This window comes from Methylophilus sp. Leaf408, assembly GCF_916856905.1.
GTDB lineage: Bacteria > Pseudomonadota > Gammaproteobacteria > Burkholderiales > Methylophilaceae > Methylophilus.
In genome coordinates, this window is sequence record NZ_CAKASK010000002.1 from 542,491 (window position 1) to 560,165 (window position 17,675).

The 17,675-nt window shown below is 48.6% G+C and carries 17 protein-coding genes and 1 tRNA gene; 6 read left to right on the top strand and 12 right to left on the bottom strand.

Features of this window, described 5'->3' with window-relative positions; genetic code table 11:
- Positions 1-117: 117 nt before the first annotated feature.
- Entirely contained in the window at positions 118-1,011 is an 894-nt protein-coding gene (locus LPA26_RS13510; protein WP_229008738.1) for a PfkB family carbohydrate kinase, read from the bottom strand.
- A 331-nt stretch (positions 1,012-1,342) separates the two neighbouring features.
- Between LPA26_RS13510 and LPA26_RS13515 the strand changes: the two genes are divergently transcribed.
- The 3 genes from LPA26_RS13515 (at position 1,343) to LPA26_RS13525 (ending at position 2,037) form a co-directional block, all read left to right on the top strand.
- Positions 1,343-1,418, top strand: a tRNA-Phe gene (locus tag LPA26_RS13515).
- A gap of 41 nt (positions 1,419-1,459) precedes the next feature.
- Positions 1,460-1,777 (top strand): rhodanese-like domain-containing protein, encoded by a 318-nt coding sequence (locus tag LPA26_RS13520; RefSeq protein WP_162241169.1) that lies wholly within the window; start codon positions 1,460-1,462, stop codon positions 1,775-1,777.
- 26 nt (positions 1,778-1,803) lie between these two features.
- Complete coding sequence (locus LPA26_RS13525; RefSeq protein ID WP_055829000.1) at positions 1,804-2,037, top strand: sulfurtransferase TusA family protein; 234 nt, start codon at positions 1,804-1,806, stop codon at positions 2,035-2,037.
- Between the two features lie 78 nt (positions 2,038-2,115).
- Here LPA26_RS13525 and LPA26_RS13530 read toward each other — a convergent pair whose 3' ends face one another.
- Both LPA26_RS13530 and ilvA read right to left on the bottom strand, forming a co-directional pair.
- Positions 2,116-3,234 (bottom strand): beta-propeller fold lactonase family protein, encoded by a 1,119-nt coding sequence (locus LPA26_RS13530; protein ID WP_055872073.1) that lies wholly within the window; start codon positions 3,232-3,234, stop codon positions 2,116-2,118.
- Between the two features lie 152 nt (positions 3,235-3,386).
- Complete coding sequence (ilvA, locus tag LPA26_RS13535) at positions 3,387-4,898, bottom strand: threonine ammonia-lyase, biosynthetic (RefSeq protein ID WP_229008739.1); 1,512 nt, start codon at positions 4,896-4,898, stop codon at positions 3,387-3,389.
- A gap of 89 nt (positions 4,899-4,987) precedes the next feature.
- Between ilvA and rpiA the strand changes: the two genes are divergently transcribed.
- Positions 4,988-5,656, top strand: coding sequence for a ribose-5-phosphate isomerase RpiA (rpiA, locus tag LPA26_RS13540; protein ID WP_055872071.1), 669 nt, complete (start codon positions 4,988-4,990; stop codon positions 5,654-5,656).
- Between the two features lie 84 nt (positions 5,657-5,740).
- On the top strand, positions 5,741-6,445 hold the full coding sequence (gene phoU / locus LPA26_RS13545) for a phosphate signaling complex protein PhoU (protein WP_055829012.1): 705 nt from the start codon (positions 5,741-5,743) through the stop codon (positions 6,443-6,445).
- A 50-nt stretch (positions 6,446-6,495) separates the two neighbouring features.
- Here phoU and LPA26_RS13550 read toward each other — a convergent pair whose 3' ends face one another.
- Positions 6,496-6,768: an oxidative damage protection protein gene (locus LPA26_RS13550; RefSeq protein ID WP_055829014.1), complete on the bottom strand. Its 273-nt coding sequence runs from the start codon at positions 6,766-6,768 to the stop codon at positions 6,496-6,498.
- Positions 6,769-6,844: 76 nt separating this feature from the next.
- Here LPA26_RS13550 and LPA26_RS13555 point away from each other — a divergent pair, with 76 nt between their 5' ends.
- A complete protein-coding gene (locus LPA26_RS13555) occupies positions 6,845-7,240 on the top strand; it encodes a diacylglycerol kinase (protein ID WP_229008740.1) in 396 nt (131 codons plus the stop codon).
- A 58-nt stretch (positions 7,241-7,298) separates the two neighbouring features.
- Here the strand turns inward: LPA26_RS13555 and LPA26_RS13560 are convergent, their stop codons facing one another.
- From LPA26_RS13560 to rimP, 8 genes are all read right to left on the bottom strand, one after another.
- The gene (locus LPA26_RS13560) at positions 7,299-9,338 is read right to left on the bottom strand and encodes a TonB-dependent receptor (RefSeq protein WP_229008741.1); all 2,040 of its coding nucleotides are present in this window, start codon (positions 9,336-9,338) and stop codon (positions 7,299-7,301) included.
- A gap of 113 nt (positions 9,339-9,451) precedes the next feature.
- Positions 9,452-9,769 (bottom strand): hypothetical protein, encoded by a 318-nt coding sequence (locus LPA26_RS13565; protein WP_229008742.1) that lies wholly within the window; start codon positions 9,767-9,769, stop codon positions 9,452-9,454.
- A 59-nt stretch (positions 9,770-9,828) separates the two neighbouring features.
- Positions 9,829-10,857, bottom strand: a complete 1,029-nt coding sequence (locus LPA26_RS13570; RefSeq protein ID WP_229008743.1) for a histone deacetylase — start codon at positions 10,855-10,857, stop codon at positions 9,829-9,831.
- A 56-nt stretch (positions 10,858-10,913) separates the two neighbouring features.
- On the bottom strand, positions 10,914-11,813 hold the full coding sequence (gene truB / locus LPA26_RS13575; RefSeq protein ID WP_229008744.1) for a tRNA pseudouridine(55) synthase TruB: 900 nt from the start codon (positions 11,811-11,813) through the stop codon (positions 10,914-10,916).
- Between the two features lie 6 nt (positions 11,814-11,819).
- Positions 11,820-12,203: a 30S ribosome-binding factor RbfA gene (gene rbfA, locus LPA26_RS13580; RefSeq protein WP_055829027.1), complete on the bottom strand. Its 384-nt coding sequence runs from the start codon at positions 12,201-12,203 to the stop codon at positions 11,820-11,822.
- A 127-nt stretch (positions 12,204-12,330) separates the two neighbouring features.
- Positions 12,331-15,027, bottom strand: coding sequence for a translation initiation factor IF-2 (gene infB, locus LPA26_RS13585; protein WP_229008745.1), 2,697 nt, complete (start codon positions 15,025-15,027; stop codon positions 12,331-12,333).
- A gap of 140 nt (positions 15,028-15,167) precedes the next feature.
- Entirely contained in the window at positions 15,168-16,634 is a 1,467-nt protein-coding gene (gene nusA / locus LPA26_RS13590) for a transcription termination factor NusA (protein ID WP_055829033.1), read from the bottom strand.
- Positions 16,635-16,673: 39 nt separating this feature from the next.
- Entirely contained in the window at positions 16,674-17,162 is a 489-nt protein-coding gene (gene rimP / locus LPA26_RS13595; RefSeq protein ID WP_055829036.1) for a ribosome maturation factor RimP, read from the bottom strand.
- Between the last annotated feature and the right edge of the window lie 513 nt (positions 17,163-17,675).

The window sequence follows — 17,675 nt, forward strand, 5'->3', positions numbered from 1 at the left end:
TCGACATTCAATTTACTCGAACCGAGCATTATAGAGACAAAGACTCACCTTGCAAAGAAATTTGTTTAAGTAAGTTTCTGTTTTTGCTATTTTTTTAGGCGTTTGGTACTGATGTTACTAAGCAAAATCTTTATAAAACGCTGCGCTTTCAGGCACTGCGCCACGGATACCACAAATAGCGGCGGCAAATTTGGCCGCATCCGCAAGCATGGTTTGCCTAGGCATATCGGCTAGCAGGCCACGTATCACAATGGCGGTGTAAGCATCTCCTGCACCCACGCTATCGACGAATGCTGTTTTTAATGGCACTGGCGCCTCACGGAAACTGCTACCATTTTCATCCAGCCAAAAGCTGCCCTGCTCGCCACAAGTGACAAACATTTCACTTAGCTTAAATGTATCCAGCAACTGCCTGGCTTGCGCATCCAGGTCTGGCGCTTGCGGCAAACCTAGCAATCTGGATACTTCTGGCAATTCTTCATGATTAATCTTCAGCACATCCGCCGCCTGCAAGGCTAACGCCACATTGGTTTTGTCGTACCAGGGCTCACGCAGATTAATATCGCAAAACACCATGGCGCTATCACAGAGCTTTAACCATTGTTCCGCCACGCCCTGCATAGGTGCGTGCCTGAGTGCCAGGGTGCCAAAATAAATCAGCTCGGGTGTGTATTGCTGGGTTAATGCCTCTACCGGCAGCCAATCCAGAGCATCATAAGCCTGATTATCCAGGATTTCGAAGCGATGCCCGTGTTGCTCAAAATGTACGTGCACCTGCCCGGTTGGCAATGCGGCATGCTGCTGTACGCCTTTGGTAGACAAGCCCTTATGGTGCATTTCATCTAATATACGTTGACCCAGAGCATCTTTACCTACTGAGGTTAAGAGATGCACATCCAGCCCGAAGGCATGACAGTGCCGTGCCACATTGTAAGGCGCGCCGCCGATAATGGTTTGCTCGGGAAAAACATCTCCCAATACTTCACCTAGAATCATGACCGAATTTGACATACATTTATCCTGTTTTTATTTGACCAACTTATGAATGCTGAGATGAAGCAACCTTAAAATACCTCAAAAGCACTCTGTTAAAAGGTGTGACCGCAATCACAATCCATTGTTGCACTGAATAATTCATCACTGATGATTAAGATGGAAGAAGCTGAGACCAGGATGATTTCAATAGATTTCATACTTCTAAACAAACCCTGCTATCGCTTTAATAACTGGCACAACAAAAGCATGACAGGCATGTCAGTAATTTTTTTATCTTTTGTGTGCATACGCGAATAACTTTGCTATAATGCGCCTCTTGCAATTCGGGGCGACCTGAATTGTTGTTGGCCAGATAGCTCAGTCGGTAGAGCAGAGGATTGAAAATCCTCGTGTCGGCAGTTCGATTCTGCCTCTGGCCACCACTTCTTCCATGCCTCCCGGCATATTACTCCTGGGTTTGTTGATGTCATTAAAACACTTAACACCGGATGATTTACACCCCTTATTGAATGACCCTTCGGTATTGCTGATTGATATCCGCAATGATCACGAGCTGGTCTCCGGCATATTGCCTGGTGCACTACATGTACCTTTGGGCAATCTAGCCACCGCGTTTAGTCAACTGCCGCAAGATAAAAAACTGGTGTTTTATTGCCGCAGTGGCGTACGCTCGGTATCTGCAGGTGAATTCGCACTTGCGCAAGGCTGTGCTGACGTTTCTCACCTCGCGGGTGGCATATTGGCATGGGCAGGCGCAGGCTTGCCGATTGAACCTGCGTAGTTAAAAATTCATTCCAGGACATTCAAATGGTAAGCGATAAAGAAGTGGATGCACGTAACTTGAATTGCCCTTTGCCTATTTTGCGCTGTAAAAAGGCCTTGAATGATTTAGCCCCGGCGCAAGTGCTGAAGATCATGGCGACTGACCCTGGCTCAAAAAAAGATTTCGATGCGTTTTGCCGCCAGACCGGCCACACCTTACTTGAATTGCAAGAGAGTGATGGCATTTTTACTTTCTGGATTAAAAAACGCACTGCATAACTGCTGTCAGAATCTATAAAAATAAATGAATAAAAAAGCCCGCATTTTGCGGGCTTTTTTTGTTTCCGGAGTTAGCGATTACTTCGCGTTTTCCAGGCTACCCATGGCTTTCGGATAGGTCACTACGCCCCAAGGCATATTTTTAACAGCGATCTGCTTGGTGACTTCAAGTTTTTCTGCATCAATCACCAGCACTGCATCAGATTTACCGCACGCCAACAGAATGTCTTTGTTATTTGGCGTAAAGCTGAAATGCCAGCAACGGTTACCGGTAGGTACTTCTTTGATTTTCTCAAAAGTTTTGGCATCAAACACTTGCAGCAATTTAGCTTTGTTTGTCGCAACAAAAATGCGGTCGCCTTTCGCATCATAGGCAATCCCATACGGTGTTTCGGCAGTGTCTACTGTGCGTACCACATTAAACTCTTTATCCAGCACCAGGAATTTATTACCGAACTCCAGCGTTGCCAGGTAGGTATTTCCGTCTGGAGAAACCTTGATGCCGCGAGGGCGATCACCATGGCTATGCGTCTGCACGGTTTTGATCAATTCGCCGGTTTCGATGTTGTGTACGGTGACAGTATTGTCAGCCTCGTTGGTGATGACCAGTTGCTTGCCATCGGCTGAAAATTCAATCCCTTCAGTTTCCGGGCCGCCAGTGATTTCGCGTACTTTTTCACCTTTGGTTAAATCAACCACAGCGATTTTTGCCGGGATTTTTTCTTCGTCATCATCGTCATCGTCTTCTTCACCCGCTTTTGGTGGAGGCCCGCCTTTAGCGCTAGGTTCTGAAGACACGAAAGCATAGTTGCCACTCACGCGTACGAACTCAGGATTCTTGCCCACATTGATTTGCTGCAACACTTCACCGGTCGCAGTATCAATCACAGAGATGCTTTCGTTATCTTTAGTGGCGACAATCAGCTTCTTGCCGTCGTCAGTCACCGCCAAACCGCGCGGACCTTCAGCTTTGACGTTCAACTGTTTGGACACTTGCATGGTCACCAGGTCAATCACGTCTACACCAGCATCTTGCGTAGATACATAAGCTACCGGGCCGGCGCTCAGATTATCAGAGGCCGGCGCTACAGCTTCAGCAGCAGGCTCTTCCGGTTTGTTACAGGCAGCCACAGTGGCGACCAATGCCAGCAACAGCAAACTGGTACGCGCGCGACGCGCTAAAGGTGAATTCAACATGCAATCTATCTCCTGATTATTATTTAAGTTTAATGACACCAGCAAAATTCATTCTCAGCTACCAAGGCACTGCATACCGCCAATTTCGATCTAACACCAATATGAAATGGTTGATATAAACCACCACATTGGCTGATAAAGACCAAAAATATTTAGCCCAGGAATAACTGATAAGCAGGATTGTTACTTTCATCCCAGTAGGGATAGCCAAGCTGCTTCAGAAATTGCTCGAAAGCCGCTTTGTCTTCCTGTGGCACCTGCATGCCGACCAGCACACGGCCAAAGTCGGCGCCATGATTGCGGTAGTGAAACAAGCTGATGTTCCAGTTGTGACCCATAGATTCAAGAAAGTTCATCAATGCGCCGGGTTTTTCCGGAAACTCAAACCGGTAAACAACTTCGTTGCGCGCCTGTGGCGCATGTCCGCCGACCAGGTGGCGCAGATGCAATTTGGCCATTTCATTGCCAGTCAGGTCCAAAGCTTTCAGGCCTGCAGCATCCAACGCGCGGGTAATTTCAGCCGGTTCATTCGGATTTTGCACCGACACCCCAACAAAAATATGCGCATTTTTTGCGTCGGAATAACGGTAATTGAATTCAGTAATGTTGCGGTTGCCCAGCAAGCGGCAGAAGGATTTAAAAGCACCAGGTGTTTCGGGAATCGTCACTGCAAACACTGCTTCGCGGTGCTCACCCAACTCGGCCCGCTCGGCAATAAACCGCAGGCGGTCAAAGTTCATATTGGCGCCGGAAGCAACGGCTACCAGGCTTTTGCCTTGCAGTTGATGCCGTTCAGCATAGGCTTTCAATCCCGCTACAGCCAGTGCGCCAGCGGGCTCCAAAATACTGCGCGTGTCTTCAAACACGTCTTTGATCGCGGCACAGATCTCATCGTTATCGACCACGATCATCTCATCGACATATTGCTGCACCAGTGCAAAGGTATGCTCTCCAACCTGCTTTACAGCGGCGCCATCGGCAAACAAGCCGACTTGCTCCAGCATGATGCGCTGGCCAGTTTTGAGCGATTCGGTCATGGCTTCGGCATCTTGCGCTTCCACCCCAATGACCTTGATTTCAGGCCGCAATGCTTTGACATAGGCGGCAATACCCGCCAGCAAACCGCCACCACCCACGCAACAGAAAATCGCCTCGATAGGTTCAGGATGGTCCTTCAAAACTTCCATGGCAATCGTGCCTTGCCCGGCAATCACATCCGGGTCATCGTATGGGTGTACAAAGGTCAGGCCTTCGCTTTTTTCAACTTCGAGCGCATGCGCATACGCGTCAGAATAGCTATCGCCAAACAACACTACCTCGGCACCACGCGCCCGTACCGCATTGATCTTGATTGCTGGAGTTGTGGTCGGCATCACAATCACGGCACGACAGCCCAGCTTTTGCGCGCTCAGGGCGACGCCTTGCGCATGGTTACCTGCACTCGCGCAAATCACGCCACGCGCAAGCGATTCCTGCGGCAGATTAGCCATTTTGTTATAGGCGCCGCGCAATTTGAATGAGAATACCGGCTGCATGTCCTCACGCTTGAGCAAGACCTTATTTCTCAGTCTGGCAGACAGGTTTGGCATGATATCCAGCGGCGTGTGGCGGGCAACGGCATAGACTTGGGAGTGTTCGATTTTTTCGCGGTAGTCGGTGGTCATCAAATGCTTTAAGGTTTTAAAACCGCAAGGTTGCAGTGTATGATAGGGAATTGTTTGTATTATAAAGAATTAATCAAGGATTGAAGCAGATGGCATTGGATAAAGCACAACAAGACGCACTTAAACTGGAAGTAGCTAAAGCAGCAATTACCTATGTAAAAGATGGCATTATCGGCGTGGGTACAGGTTCAACCGCCAACTTTTTCATTGATGAATTAGCCAAAGTTAAACACAAAATCGAAGGTGCTGTCGCCAGCTCGGAAGCGACGGCCAAACGTTTGCGCGACCATGGCATTGAAGTATTTGATTTAAACAGTGTCGACAGCCTGGATATTTATGTGGATGGCGCTGATGAAATTACCGAGCATTTGCATATGCTTAAAGGTGGCGGCGGTGCGCTGACCCGTGAAAAAATCGTGGCAGCTGTGGCTAAATCCTTTATCTGTATCTGCGATGAAAGCAAATTTGTTCCAGTGCTGGGTAAATTCCCGTTGCCAGTTGAAGTGCTGCCTATGGCGCGTAGCCAGGTAGCGCGTGAATTGGTCAAACTCGGCGGTCAGCCAAAATTGCGTGACTTCACGACCGACAATGGCAACATCATTCTCGATGTGCACGGCCTGACGATCAGCGATCCAATCGAACTGGAAACCAGAATCAATCAAATTGTGGGTGTAGTTACTAACGGCCTGTTCGCGGCACGTCCTGCAAACGTTTTGCTGCTGGCGACGCCAAATGGCGTTAAAACCCTGACCAAATAATTGAAACCACCCCGCCAATCACTATCATAAAGTTGTCATATTGTACTGATAACCTAGCGGGCACAATAATTAGGAAATTACGTCATGCAATTTGAACACACCTCAAAACAATATGATGTTGAACTGGAATCGGTACGCGCCAAGGTTCTGGAAATGGGGGGGTTGGTCGAACAGCAAATTGTGAATGCGCTGGAATCACTGACGACAGCGGATGTTAATCTGGCTAAAGATGTGATGGCACGTGATGCACGCGTCAATGCACTGGAAGTGCAAGTCGATGAAGACTGTAGCCATATCATTGCCCGCCGCCAGCCTGCGGCACGTGACTTACGCATGATTATGATGATGGTGAAAACCATTACTGACCTGGAACGCATTGGTGATGAAGCCACCAAGATTGCCCGTACCGCTCAGCGTATTTATGAGCAGGACCGCATGTACAAACCTCGATTCAACGAGATTAAATCCATGGTTGGCCTGGTGCGTGAAATGCTGCGTACTTCACTGGACTCATTCGCGCGCCTGGATGTCAGCCAGACTGTTGAAGTCGCCAAGCAGGACGAGCAGGTTGACGAGCAGTTCCGTGCAGCCATGCGTCAGCTGATTACCTTTATGCTGGAAGATCCACGCACAATCTCGATGTCACTTGAAGTGCTGTTTGTGGCAAAAGCGATTGAGCGTATCGGGGACCATGCAAAAAATATCTCTGAATATGTGGTATATATGGTTAAAGGTAAAGATATCCGCCATACCAGCTTGGAAGACATCAAACGCGAAACCATGTCTTAATTATTAAAACAAAAAGCACTCCGAAGAGTGCTTTTTTTATGCCCGGCTAATTAAGCACTGGGTGGAACATAGCCAGTGGCCACATCCGCACCATCCCCAAAGAAATACTTTTCAGTTTGCTCAGCAAGATATTTCCTGGCACTGGCATCGGCCAGGCTCAGGCGGTTCTCGTTGACCAGCATGGTTTGCTGTTTCAGCCACCCTGCCCATGCTTCTTTAGACACATGCAGATAAATCTTTTTACCCAGCTCACCAGGATATGGCGGGAAATCCATCCCCTCCAGCTCTTTACCCAGTTTCACGCACTGCACCATTCTTGCCATGTTAACCCTCATTACACTGCTAAAAGCGTTATCATAGCGCATGTTAAAATGTGATGTAGATTTTTAGAGATAATCCATGCAAAACAAACCCTCCCCGTCACATGAAGAAAGCCCGTTTAAGGGCAAAACCGGCATCCGTCGCCTGGTGAATGCATTCGGTTACTCCATGGATGGGTTCAAAGCCGCCTACCAGCACGAAGATGCCTTCCGGCAAGAGGTCTGGTTATCCCTAGTGCTGATTCCACTGGCGTTTTACCTGGAAGCTGAAGCTTTGCACCGCATTCTGATGGTAGGCAGCGTCATGCTGGTTATGATCGTAGAATTACTGAATTCTGCGGTCGAAGCCGTGGTTGACCGTGTCTCGATTGAGCGCCACGCGCTGGCCAAACGTGCCAAGGATATTGGCAGTGCCGCTGTTTTACTGGCACTGATCAATCTCGGTATCGTCTGGGGACTGATCCTGTTTGGTTAATGGATTAACTAAATAAAAAGGGTTGGCAATTGCCAACCCTTTTTATTGCCTTTAACTTTTAGAAATCAGCCCTGGCCCCTATCAACACCGAACGTGAGCCTGCCGGAGAGATATCCTTGAGGAAAGAAGCATGCTCACGGATTTCATCATTCAGCAGGTTATTTGCTTTAGCAAATAACTCTACGTGATATTTTACTGGCAGCTTGTAAGCCAGTAACGCACTCAGGTTGGTATAGCCATCCGTTTTCAGTTCATTTTCAGCGACATCATTTTGTTTGAAGGCATGCAACACATCCATGCGCGCATTCCAGTTACCTAACCGGTAATCCAGTCCGCCGCCTAGGCGTAATGGCGAAATGCGCGGCAGATACTCGTTGTTACGTGTGTCTTTGGCGTGCACATAATCGCCCCGCATCTTGAGCGTCCATTCGTCGTTAAGGGCAAACTTTCCTTCCAGCTCCAACCCTTTAAACATGGCCGGCACGGCAGTGAAGTTGGCAATCGCCAGACCTGTGCCGGGATCAGTTTCGCCTGTATTCAACAGGCCAATGAAGTTCTGAAAACGCGTCGCGTAAGCACCCAGCGTAATACTGTGGCCGTTGGCCTTCCACTTTAATTGCGCATCAATACCGTTGGAAACTTCTTTATCAAGGTTGGCGTTACCGACTTCAAACTGCCCGGTTGCCACGTGCTCGCCATTGGCATACAGCTCAAAATAGCTAGGTGCACGTTCGTTATGGGACAGGTTTGCTGTCGCACTCCATGCGTCATCAATGCAATATAAACCACCTAAGGCAAAACTGTTGGGATTAAAGCGATTGTTAAATGCCTGAGTGAAGACAGCATCAGCACTGGAAGCCACCGAGGTTTCACCGACGCGGCCACCAAAGGTAATTTTATGCCTATCAATCGGCAACTCTTCGTATACGTAGAGTGCCTGTGTTTGTGTCACCACGCTCGGGACAAATGCCTCTTCACCCAACGCCTGGAAACGGGTATTCTGGAACTGATAACCGACGACGCCATTGATGTTTGCCAAAGGGATATGGGTCGCTTCCAGGCTACCCTCCATACCACGGTTTTTAAAAGTAGTGCCTACTTCGCCACCTTCTAATTCAACGTGCTGGTAATCGGTATGAGCCATACGTAACTTCAACTTCTGGATAGGGCCACGCAGCTCCCTGACCTCACCTGCCAGCTCCCATCTTTGCTGTTCCATATCAATGCGCACATCATCTTCATTCACTACACCGTAATTGTTGTTCAGGCTGGAATAGGAAACCCCCAGGTAGCCGGTATCAAATGTCCAGGCCGCCCCTAAAGCACCGCCATTCGATAACGCGCTGCTATTGTTCAACTTGCCTTTGCCTTTGCTATCGCGCGGCTCTCCATCTGCCAGGCTTTTGCGCTTTGATACGGCATAACCTGGAATATCCAGGTTACTGGTTTCACGAGAATAAACATCGGCATGGATGGCAAACGTACCGTTACCGACATCGACAACCGCAGCGCCATTACGCGTATTATCCGGCCCGCCAAAACGCGCTTCGCCACGTCCCGTCATACCGTTTAAGGACTCTTTGGGAATACGGTGATCAATCGCGTTGACCACACCACCGACTGCGCTGCCGCCATACAATAATGCTGCAGGTCCGCGCACCACATCGACTTGCTCAATAATGAGGGGATCAATCGCCACAGCGTGATCGAAACTGAGAGAGCCCGCATCCAGGATGCCAACACCGTTTTGCATGATACGTACGCGCTCGCCATCGAGACCACGGATAATCGGGCGCGAGGCATTGGGGCCGAATTGCGTAGCGGTCACGCCGGGAATTCCGTTCAAGGTTTCACCCAAGGTGCCTTCGCGGCGTAAGCTTAATTCGCGCCCGCCAAGTACAGACACAGGCACGACCATATCATCCGAGCCTACACCCAGTGGATTACCGGTAATAGGCACATTGTCCAGATCCAGTGTATGGCTGTGCTCTTCGGCATGCAATGTTAAAACTGGAAAGGCTAAGATGGTTGTTAATGCCAGCCACACAGGGTTTAGCTGTAAATGTGGAGCACGTACGATGTGCTTTGCGATATTCATGATCATTCTTTCTCAACAATTAATCGTCCTGCAATTAGGGCCAACCGCACGGGCAGCGGTTGCCAAATCAGCAGGCAAGGATTCAGGTGCGCTCTGGGCGCAAGCAATAGAAATTAAAGCTGAGAAAAAGAGGGTGGTGCGCGTGCAGCATAGACCTTGGTAAAGGACTGCACAGCAGTTGATGAGGTTAAAATGTAATGAGGTTTATCGCATGCAATGACCGGGCAAATAAAGGCTGTTGGTGGCATGCCACCGGCAATCACTGATAAGCCCAGGCATAAGGTACAAGGCTCACCGCCAGTGTGTTGATGATCAGATTGTGATTGGTTGCTAAGATCGTTTAAGTGGCTGATTTCATGTGCAGCCATGCCAATTTGCGTGAACGCAAACAGCACGGAAATGAGCACATAGGTATAAAACCGCTTTAACATGTTGAATATATTAACATATCTGATATGACTTAATATGCAATTTTGTTGCAAAATTATGTCTATTGGTCTATAAGTACTTGTAAAATTGCTTCAACCGCGCTGGCATTGTTTTCCGGAACATATCCGCCTTCCAGCACCCAAACTGTTCTGCCCTGCGCATATTGGTTGGCTAGTGTGACCAGCTTTTGTGCAATCGCTGCATAGCCTGCGTCTGTGTAGCTTAATCCACCGAGCAGGTCACTCTGATGTGCATCTAGTCCAGCCGAGACTAAAATTAGCTCAGGCCGAAAGCGTTGCATGGCTGGTTCCAGTTGTGCATTGAGCGCTTTTAAGATGATAGCTTCATCGCTGCCGACAGGCACATCCACATTTATGGTGTAGCCTTCCCCTTTGCCATGTCCCTTTTCAGTTGGTCTGCCTGACCTGGGATAAAGCGGATGCTGGTGCGCGCTGAAATAAAAAACGCTGTCATGCTCATCAAAGATGTCTTGCGTACCGTTGCCGTGATGGACGTCGATATCCACGATCAGCACTCGCTGCACACCATATCTCTTTTGCGCATAACGCGTCGCCACCGCCACGTGATTGTAAATACAAAAACCCATGCCGCGATCAGCGGTCGCGTGATGACCAGGCGGCCTGACCAGCGCAAAAGCACTTTTACTATTGTGTTGCATGACTGCATCAATGCCGGCCATCGCTGCACCGCTAGCCAGCTTGGCCACTTCAAGTGATTTTTTCGAGATAACGGTGTCGCCAGTACTTAGCGTAAGATAAGGTCGAGCGGGAGTCAGTTGTTGCAGCTCGGCATCCAGCAAATCAAGATAACTGGCTTGATGAACGGAAAGTAAATGTTCACGTGTAGCCGCAGAAAATGTCGGCCAACGCAGTTTTGGACTAATGGTTTTATGTTTTTTTAGATGCTGGACAATAAAGCCAAGCCGGTCTGGCTTTTCCGGGTGACCGGCGCCAGTATCATGCAGCAGGAAACGGTCATCATAGAGTACAGTCACCGATGTGGACTGAGCTTCGATGGGCAAAACGGATAACAACAGCAGACTGATAAAATAATGGCGTAGGATATGCATTGCCACTCTCCTCAAGCTTTATTTGAGACTAGAAGCTGGTAGCCGACTGCCCAGCGCTACAAATTTACGACGCGTTTGGGTGCGATTCTTCCGTTTGCCAGTTGTACACCGAGGCCTAAAAAAAGGCCCGCTTCACTATAAACCCGCACATCGCCATCTGGAATGATTCCCGGTAACCATACTGGATTCCCCTGCTTAAAATAATACGCAGCATCTGCATGCAGCGCTATTTTAGGTAAAGCGCTAATCGCAGTATCCACCGGCAATAATAGCGCATCGCGCGCTTCCATCGTCATGGCTTCCAAACCCTCTAGCGTTACCGTATGCACGATCTGGTAAGTCGCTGTGGCCGTTCTGCGCAGGTCAATCAGGTGTGCACCCACATTTAGTGCCTTGCCAATATCTTCAGCCAGCGTGCGGATATAAGTACCCTTACTGCAAGTGACTTCAATATTCGCAATATTATCCTGGCAATCCAGTAATTGAATGGCGAAAATAGTCACCTGGCGTGGCTTGCGTTCCAGTTCAACGCCTTCCCTGGCGTAAGCATATAAAGGTTTGCCATCCACCTTGAGGGCAGAATACATGGGAGGGATTTGGGTAATCTCACCCGTCAAGGCAGGCAGTACTGCTTCAACCTCCCCTGGCTGCACATTGCACGCGAACTCCTGCACAATATCGCCCTCTTTGTCACCCGTAGTGGTAGTGACGCCAAATTTGACTGTGGCTATGTAGGTTTTATTTTCATCGGTCAGGTGCTGGGCAAATTTGGTCGCTTCACCCAGGCAAATAGGCAGCACGCCAGTCGCCAGCGGATCAAGCGTGCCGGTATGTCCGGCCTTTTGTGCCTGGTAAAGCCATTTAACTTTTTGCAGTGCCTGGTTGGATGAATAACCATGCGGCTTATCAAGCAGTAACACGCCGTGAACGGCGCGTTTGATGCGTTTGGTTTGCATAGAAAGTTATTCTTGCGAGGGAGTGTCGGGTGTAGCTTGTTCCGGGGTTTGCTCGGAGATCGCTTTGTCAATCAGCTTATCCATATGCATCCCGCGGTCTATCGATTCGTCATACACAAAATGCAGTTGTGGCATTGTGCGTAGCATCATGCGTTTACCTAGCTGTGAACGTAAAAAGCCGGCGGCTTTTTCCAGGCCTTCTTGCAGGCCTTTGCTGTTTTTTGCTGCGGTATAAAACACTTTGGCGTGCGCCATATCACCGGCAACCTCAACATCGGTCAGGGTGACCATTTGCACGCGCGGATCCTTTACTTCAAACATCAGCAAATCCGCCAGTTCACGGCGAATTTGCTCAGACACACGGTCATTGCGGGAGAATGCTTTAGCCATTGATTTTCCTGACTTTAAAAGACTAAATGAGGCTAGGCGTCAGCCAAAAAATGGAGCGCGGCATATTGGGCATATGTAAGCGAACATTTTTTGGATGGCAACAACGCATCATGACGATTTTTTAAAGTCAAAGTGTACGGGCCACTTCAACGACTTCATACACTTCCAGAATATCACCCACTTCAATCTCGTTGTAGTTCTTCAGAGACAGACCACATTCAAAGTTGTTTTTAACTTCTTTAACGTCGTCTTTGAAACGTTTCAGTGAGTCAAGTTCGCCAGTATGAATAATGACATTGTTACGCAGCAAGCGGACTTTAGCATTACGTTTAACCATACCATCCTGCACATAACAACCAGCCACAGCACCCACTTTGGAGATACGATAGACTTCGCGGATTTCCACAGTACCAATCATTTGCTCTTTGTGCTCTGGCGGCAACATACCGCCCAAGGCCGCTTTGACTTCGTCTACCGCTTCATAAATGATGTTGTAGTAACGTAAATCGACACCAAGTGTCTCTACCAGTTTTCGCGCACCAGCATCGGCACGGACATTGAAACCGATCAAGACAGCTTTAGATGCGGCAGCCAGGTTAACATCTGACTCGCTAATAGCACCGACTGCAGTGTGAATGATATTAACGCGTACTTCTTTAGTGGACAGCTTTTGCAAGCTTGTAGTCAACGCTTCGAAAGAGCCCTGAACATCTGACTTGATAATCAGGTTAAGGGTTTGTACTGCGCCCTCAGCCATTTGTTCAAAGATATTTTCCAGTTTGGCTGCATGCTGTTTAGCCAGTTTCACATCACGGAACTTGCCTTGACGGAACATGGCGATTTCACGTGCTTTACGTTCGTCGTTGAGGACAATCGTTTCTTCACCGGCACTAGGCACATCCGATAAACCTAACACTTCTACCGGGATAGAAGGACCTGCTTCCTTAATGTCGTTGCCGTTTTCATCCAGCATGGCGCGAACGCGACCATAAGCAGTACCCGCCAGCAACATATCGCCGCGACGCAAGATACCAGACTGCACCAATACGGTAGTTACCGGTCCACGGCCTTTATCCAGACGGCCTTCAATCACCAGGCCTGTAGCCGGTGTATTCTGCGGAGCTGTCAGCTCAAGTACTTCTGCCTGCAACAGCACCGCTTCCAGTAACTCATCAATACCCTTACCCGTTTTAGCAGATACTTCACGGAACATGGCTTCACCACCATACTCTTCCGGCACCACTTCATGGGTAATCAATTCATTTTTCACGCGTTCTGGTTGTGCTTCTGGTTTATCGATCTTGTTGATCGCTACCACGATAGGCACGTTACCCGCTTTTGCATGGTGAATCGCTTCAATTGTTTGCGGCATGACACCATCATCAGCAGAAACCACCAGAATGACAATGTCCGTAGCCTTGGCACCACGCGCACGCATGGCCGTAAAGGCTTCATGGCCTGGAGTATCCAGGAATGTCACCATGCCACGCGGTGTTTCTACATGGTAAGCACCAATATGCTGGGTAATGCCGCCGGCTTCGCCTGAAGCAACACGGCTACGGCGGATATAATCCAGCAATGATGTTTTACCATGGTCAACGTGACCCATGACGGTTACGACCGGTGGACGCGCTTGCATCACGGCTTCGGTCATGTCAGTTTCCTCGAGGAAACTCTCAGGATCGTTGGCAGCAGCGGCTTGGGCTTTGTGCCCCATTTCTTCCACCAGAATAATGGCAGTGTCTTGATCCAGCACCTGGTTGATCGTAACCATCATGCCCATTTTCATCAGTGCCTTGATCACCTCAGCTGCTTTGACTGACATTTTATGTGCCAGGTCAGCGACTGAAATAGTCTCAGGAATCATCACATCTTTGATCACTGGCTCAGTCGGTGCATTAAATGCATGCTGGTCATCTTTATTTGACTTGTGATGCTTGCCTTTAGGCGTGCGCCATCCTTGTGAGGCACCACCAGGCGCATCACCGCGGGTTTTAATGCCGCGTTTTTTGTTTTCGTTATCGTTCCAGTCACGGTTACCAGGCTTGCTCTTTTTATCTTTGCTTTCCGCTGGTTTGTCAGTAACTTTGTTCGCTGGCTTGTGCAACGTGCCTTCAGATAGTTTTGTTGGCGCAGGCTTGTTTTTGGCCGCTTCAGCATCCGCTTGACGTTTTGCCTCTTCTTCGGCACGACGTTGTGTCAATGCCTGTTTGCGTTGTACATCTTCTGCCTGAAGCGCCAACAGTTTGGCATGCCGTGCCGCTTCATTTTCACGCAAAGCGATCTCTTGCACAGATAGCACTGCGGCTTTGGATTTAGCTGGCGCTGCAACCGGCGCTTCTGCTTCAGGTGCAGGCTCTGCCACTTCCGCGACTGGCTCTACTTCGGGTTCCGGCTCAACTTCTACCGCAGGCACTTCGATTTCTGGTTCAGGGACAATTACTGGCGCCTCTTCCAGCACTTCTGGCTCGGCAATGCTAGGCTCTTCAATTGCTGCTTCAGCAGGAGCTTCATACCCGATCTCCTCAGGACGCTCCAATACGCGTTTTTTGCGCACTTCGACTTGAATGGTGCGTGCTTTACCTGAGCTATCAGTTTTCTTGATTTCGGTATTCTGCTTGCGCATCAGCGTTATTTTGTTTTTTGGGGCATTGGCTGCGCCATGCTCTTTACGCAAGTAATCCAGCAATGCAGTCTTGTCACCTTCTTCCAAAAAATCATCCACAGACGTTTTATTAACGCCTGCGCTTTTCAGTTGCTCGATGAGCAAGGTCGTTGGAAGACCCAGCTCTGCGGCAAATTGTGCGACGGTTGAAAGTGCCATGTACTGCTCCAGTTCAATTACTCTATATTCTAATTTAAGGTGTACGCATGATTCTTGCCTGGCGGGTTACAAGAAACCGCTAATTACTTAAACTCAGGTTACAAACCGGACTTTTAAACCCGGGTTGTTTTAACGCCAGGTTATTTAAACCAAGGCGCGCGTGCGGTCATAATTAATGACTTGGCACGTTCATCATCTATTCCGGTCAATTCAACCAGTTCATCCACTGCAAGCTCAGCTAAATCTTCACTTGAGTGAATGTTGTTTGCAGATAATTTGTGCGCGGTGTCGGCATCCATGCCTTCAAGCGTCATCAAATCATGCGTGTCTTCTTCAACTTTCTCTTCTTTGGCGATCGCCTCGGTCAGCAAAGCAGCGCGCGCACGTGAACGTAATTCATTCACGGTATCTTCATCAAACGCGTCGATTTCTGCCATTTCTGCGATCGGCACATACGCAATTTCTTCCAGCGTACTAAAGCCTTCTTGCACCAGAATGTCTGCTACTTCTTCATCCACATCCAGTTTTTCAATAAACAACTGACTGATTTTTGCGTATTCGTCCTGGTTCTTCTGTGCAGCGGCTTCTTCGGTCAGGATATTCAAGCTCCAGCCAGTTAATTCTGAAGCCAGGCGTACGTTTTGACCATTACGCCCAATCGCCACTGCCAATTGCTCTTCGCTTACAACGACATCCATGCTGTGTGCATCCTCATCCACCACGATGGAGCTTACTTCAGCAGGCGCCAATGCGTTGATTACAAACTGTGCCGGGTCCATGCTCCACAGCACGATATCCACACGCTCGCCGCCGAGTTCTGAGGTGACTGCTTGCACACGTGATCCACGCATACCTACGCAAGTACCTACCGGGTCAAGACGCTGGTCATTGGTTTTCACTGCAATTTTTGAACGCAAACCCGGGTCACGCGCTGCTGAACGAATCTCCAGCAAACCTTCTTCAATTTCCGGCACTTCAAGCTCAAACAAACGTTTAAGGAAATCTGGTGCGATACGCGACAAAATCAATTGCGGGCCACGGCCACCACGGTCTACGCGTGACAAATAGGCACGTACACGATCACCAACGCGCAAGTTTTCTTTCTGGATCATCGCTTCACGCGGTAACAGGCATTCAATGCGACCTACTTCAATAATCGCATTCCCCTTTTCCATACGCTTTATCACGCCTGTGACCAGGCTCTCGCCACGGCCTAAAAAGTCCTGGATCATTTGCTCACGTTCAGCTTCACGGACTTTTTGTAAAATCACTTGTTTCGCTGCCTGTGCGCCGATACGACCAAAAGAAATAGACTCTAGCGGTTCTTCATAATAGTCACCGATCTGGCGACCTTCTGCTCGCGGATCTTCCTCGTCGAACTGGTAAGTTGAACTTTCGAGCAGGTCGTACTCGACATATTGCCAGCGTCTGAAAGTACTGTAGTCACCACTTTCGCGGTCAATCTCGACACGAATGTCTGCACCTTCTTCATGATTCTTTTTAGTTGCAGAAGCCAATGCCAGCTCTAATGCCGTAAAAATCACTTCTTTACTGACATTCTTTTCATGTGCCAGAGCATCAACTAACAACAATATTTCACGACTCATCGTAATCTCCAACGCACCGTACGGATTAATTAAAACAAATTAATCAAAAATCGGGCTCAACCGAGCCTTGTCTAAATTATCCAGCGAAAAGCTATACAGCCAGCCATCGCACTCAATCTTCACCTTGCCATCTTCAACACCTTGCAGTACACCTAAAAAGGTTTTCCTGGGCAAAGTCGTTGCCGTGGCTTTAGGGCCATCATCTTTAATACCTATGCGCAACTTAACAAGTGCACGCTCGCCGATAAAGCGGACAAAATCACTTTCTTTACGCAACACACGATCCAGGCCAGCGGAAGAAACTTCCAGCCGGTCATAATCAATGTCCAGCTCAACGGTCAACACATTGCCCAGCTGATTGCTTACCAACACACAGTCATCAATGTTAACGCTGTCTTTAGTATCTTTAGGGTTCAGCTTGTCGATAAACACACGCAGCAATTTACCGCGGCTGGCCACTTCAAAGTCAACCAACTCATACCCCAACTGGGTAACCGTCTTTTCAACAACCGAATGCAAATCTTGCATGGCGAGCCTTAATTCCCAAACATATCGACCAGAAACGAAAAATGGGCGTAAAGCCCATCAATCCACAACATTATACCAAAATTCCTTTGAAATTTAAAGCCATAACTTGATTGATGCAACTGCAATCCCTCAAGTATTTTGACCTTCATAAGACAACGTTTTTTGATTAGCCCTAATGGGTCAATGACATGCTTGTTTTGGATGCTTATGATGCAAGCAAACGAAGGAGAAGACTCACAACAACAGCCTGCCTAGCGGTTAAACGCCTGGATAACGGCGCAAATAACAGCAATACAGATTTCATGGCAGTCTATTTTGAGTTATCTTAATAGACATTGATAACCCGGTGCGTGCACCGGGTTTTTTTATGTACTTTTTTATGTACTTTTGGCTTGGCTTAAAAGCAAAAACCCCGCTATTGCTAGCGGGGTTTTCTTGTAAGGAGCTTGGGGATGACCTACTTTCGCATACGAAGAGTACACTATCATTGGCGCAAGTTCGTTTCACGGCCCT

Bases quoted from the DNA above. Each gene is read 5' to 3' on its own strand.
- LPA26_RS13565 (WP_229008742.1), bottom strand. From the start codon at position 9,769: ATGTTAAAGCGGTTTTATACCTATGTGCTCATTTCCGTGCTGTTTGCG.
- LPA26_RS13560 (WP_229008741.1), bottom strand. From the start codon at position 9,338: ATGAATATCGCAAAGCACATCGTACGTGCTCCACATTTACAGCTAAAC.
- rpiA (WP_055872071.1), top strand. From the start codon at position 4,988: ATGGCATTGGATAAAGCACAACAAGACGCACTTAAACTGGAAGTAGCT.
- phoU (WP_055829012.1), top strand. From the start codon at position 5,741: ATGCAATTTGAACACACCTCAAAACAATATGATGTTGAACTGGAATCG.
- LPA26_RS13555 (WP_229008740.1), top strand. From the start codon at position 6,845: ATGCAAAACAAACCCTCCCCGTCACATGAAGAAAGCCCGTTTAAGGGC.
- ilvA (WP_229008739.1), bottom strand. From the start codon at position 4,898: ATGACCACCGACTACCGCGAAAAAATCGAACACTCCCAAGTCTATGCC.
- LPA26_RS13525 (WP_055829000.1), top strand. From the start codon at position 1,804: ATGGTAAGCGATAAAGAAGTGGATGCACGTAACTTGAATTGCCCTTTG.
- LPA26_RS13570 (WP_229008743.1), bottom strand. From the start codon at position 10,857: ATGCATATCCTACGCCATTATTTTATCAGTCTGCTGTTGTTATCCGTT.
- rbfA (WP_055829027.1), bottom strand. From the start codon at position 12,203: ATGGCTAAAGCATTCTCCCGCAATGACCGTGTGTCTGAGCAAATTCGC.
- truB (WP_229008744.1), bottom strand. From the start codon at position 11,813: ATGCAAACCAAACGCATCAAACGCGCCGTTCACGGCGTGTTACTGCTT.
- LPA26_RS13510 (WP_229008738.1), bottom strand. From the start codon at position 1,011: ATGTCAAATTCGGTCATGATTCTAGGTGAAGTATTGGGAGATGTTTTT.
- infB (WP_229008745.1), bottom strand. From the start codon at position 15,027: ATGGCACTTTCAACCGTCGCACAATTTGCCGCAGAGCTGGGTCTTCCA.
- LPA26_RS13520 (WP_162241169.1), top strand. From the start codon at position 1,460: ATGTCATTAAAACACTTAACACCGGATGATTTACACCCCTTATTGAAT.
- nusA (WP_055829033.1), bottom strand. From the start codon at position 16,634: ATGAGTCGTGAAATATTGTTGTTAGTTGATGCTCTGGCACATGAAAAG.
- LPA26_RS13550 (WP_055829014.1), bottom strand. From the start codon at position 6,768: ATGGCAAGAATGGTGCAGTGCGTGAAACTGGGTAAAGAGCTGGAGGGG.
- LPA26_RS13530 (WP_055872073.1), bottom strand. From the start codon at position 3,234: ATGTTGAATTCACCTTTAGCGCGTCGCGCGCGTACCAGTTTGCTGTTG.
- rimP (WP_055829036.1), bottom strand. From the start codon at position 17,162: ATGCAAGATTTGCATTCGGTTGTTGAAAAGACGGTTACCCAGTTGGGG.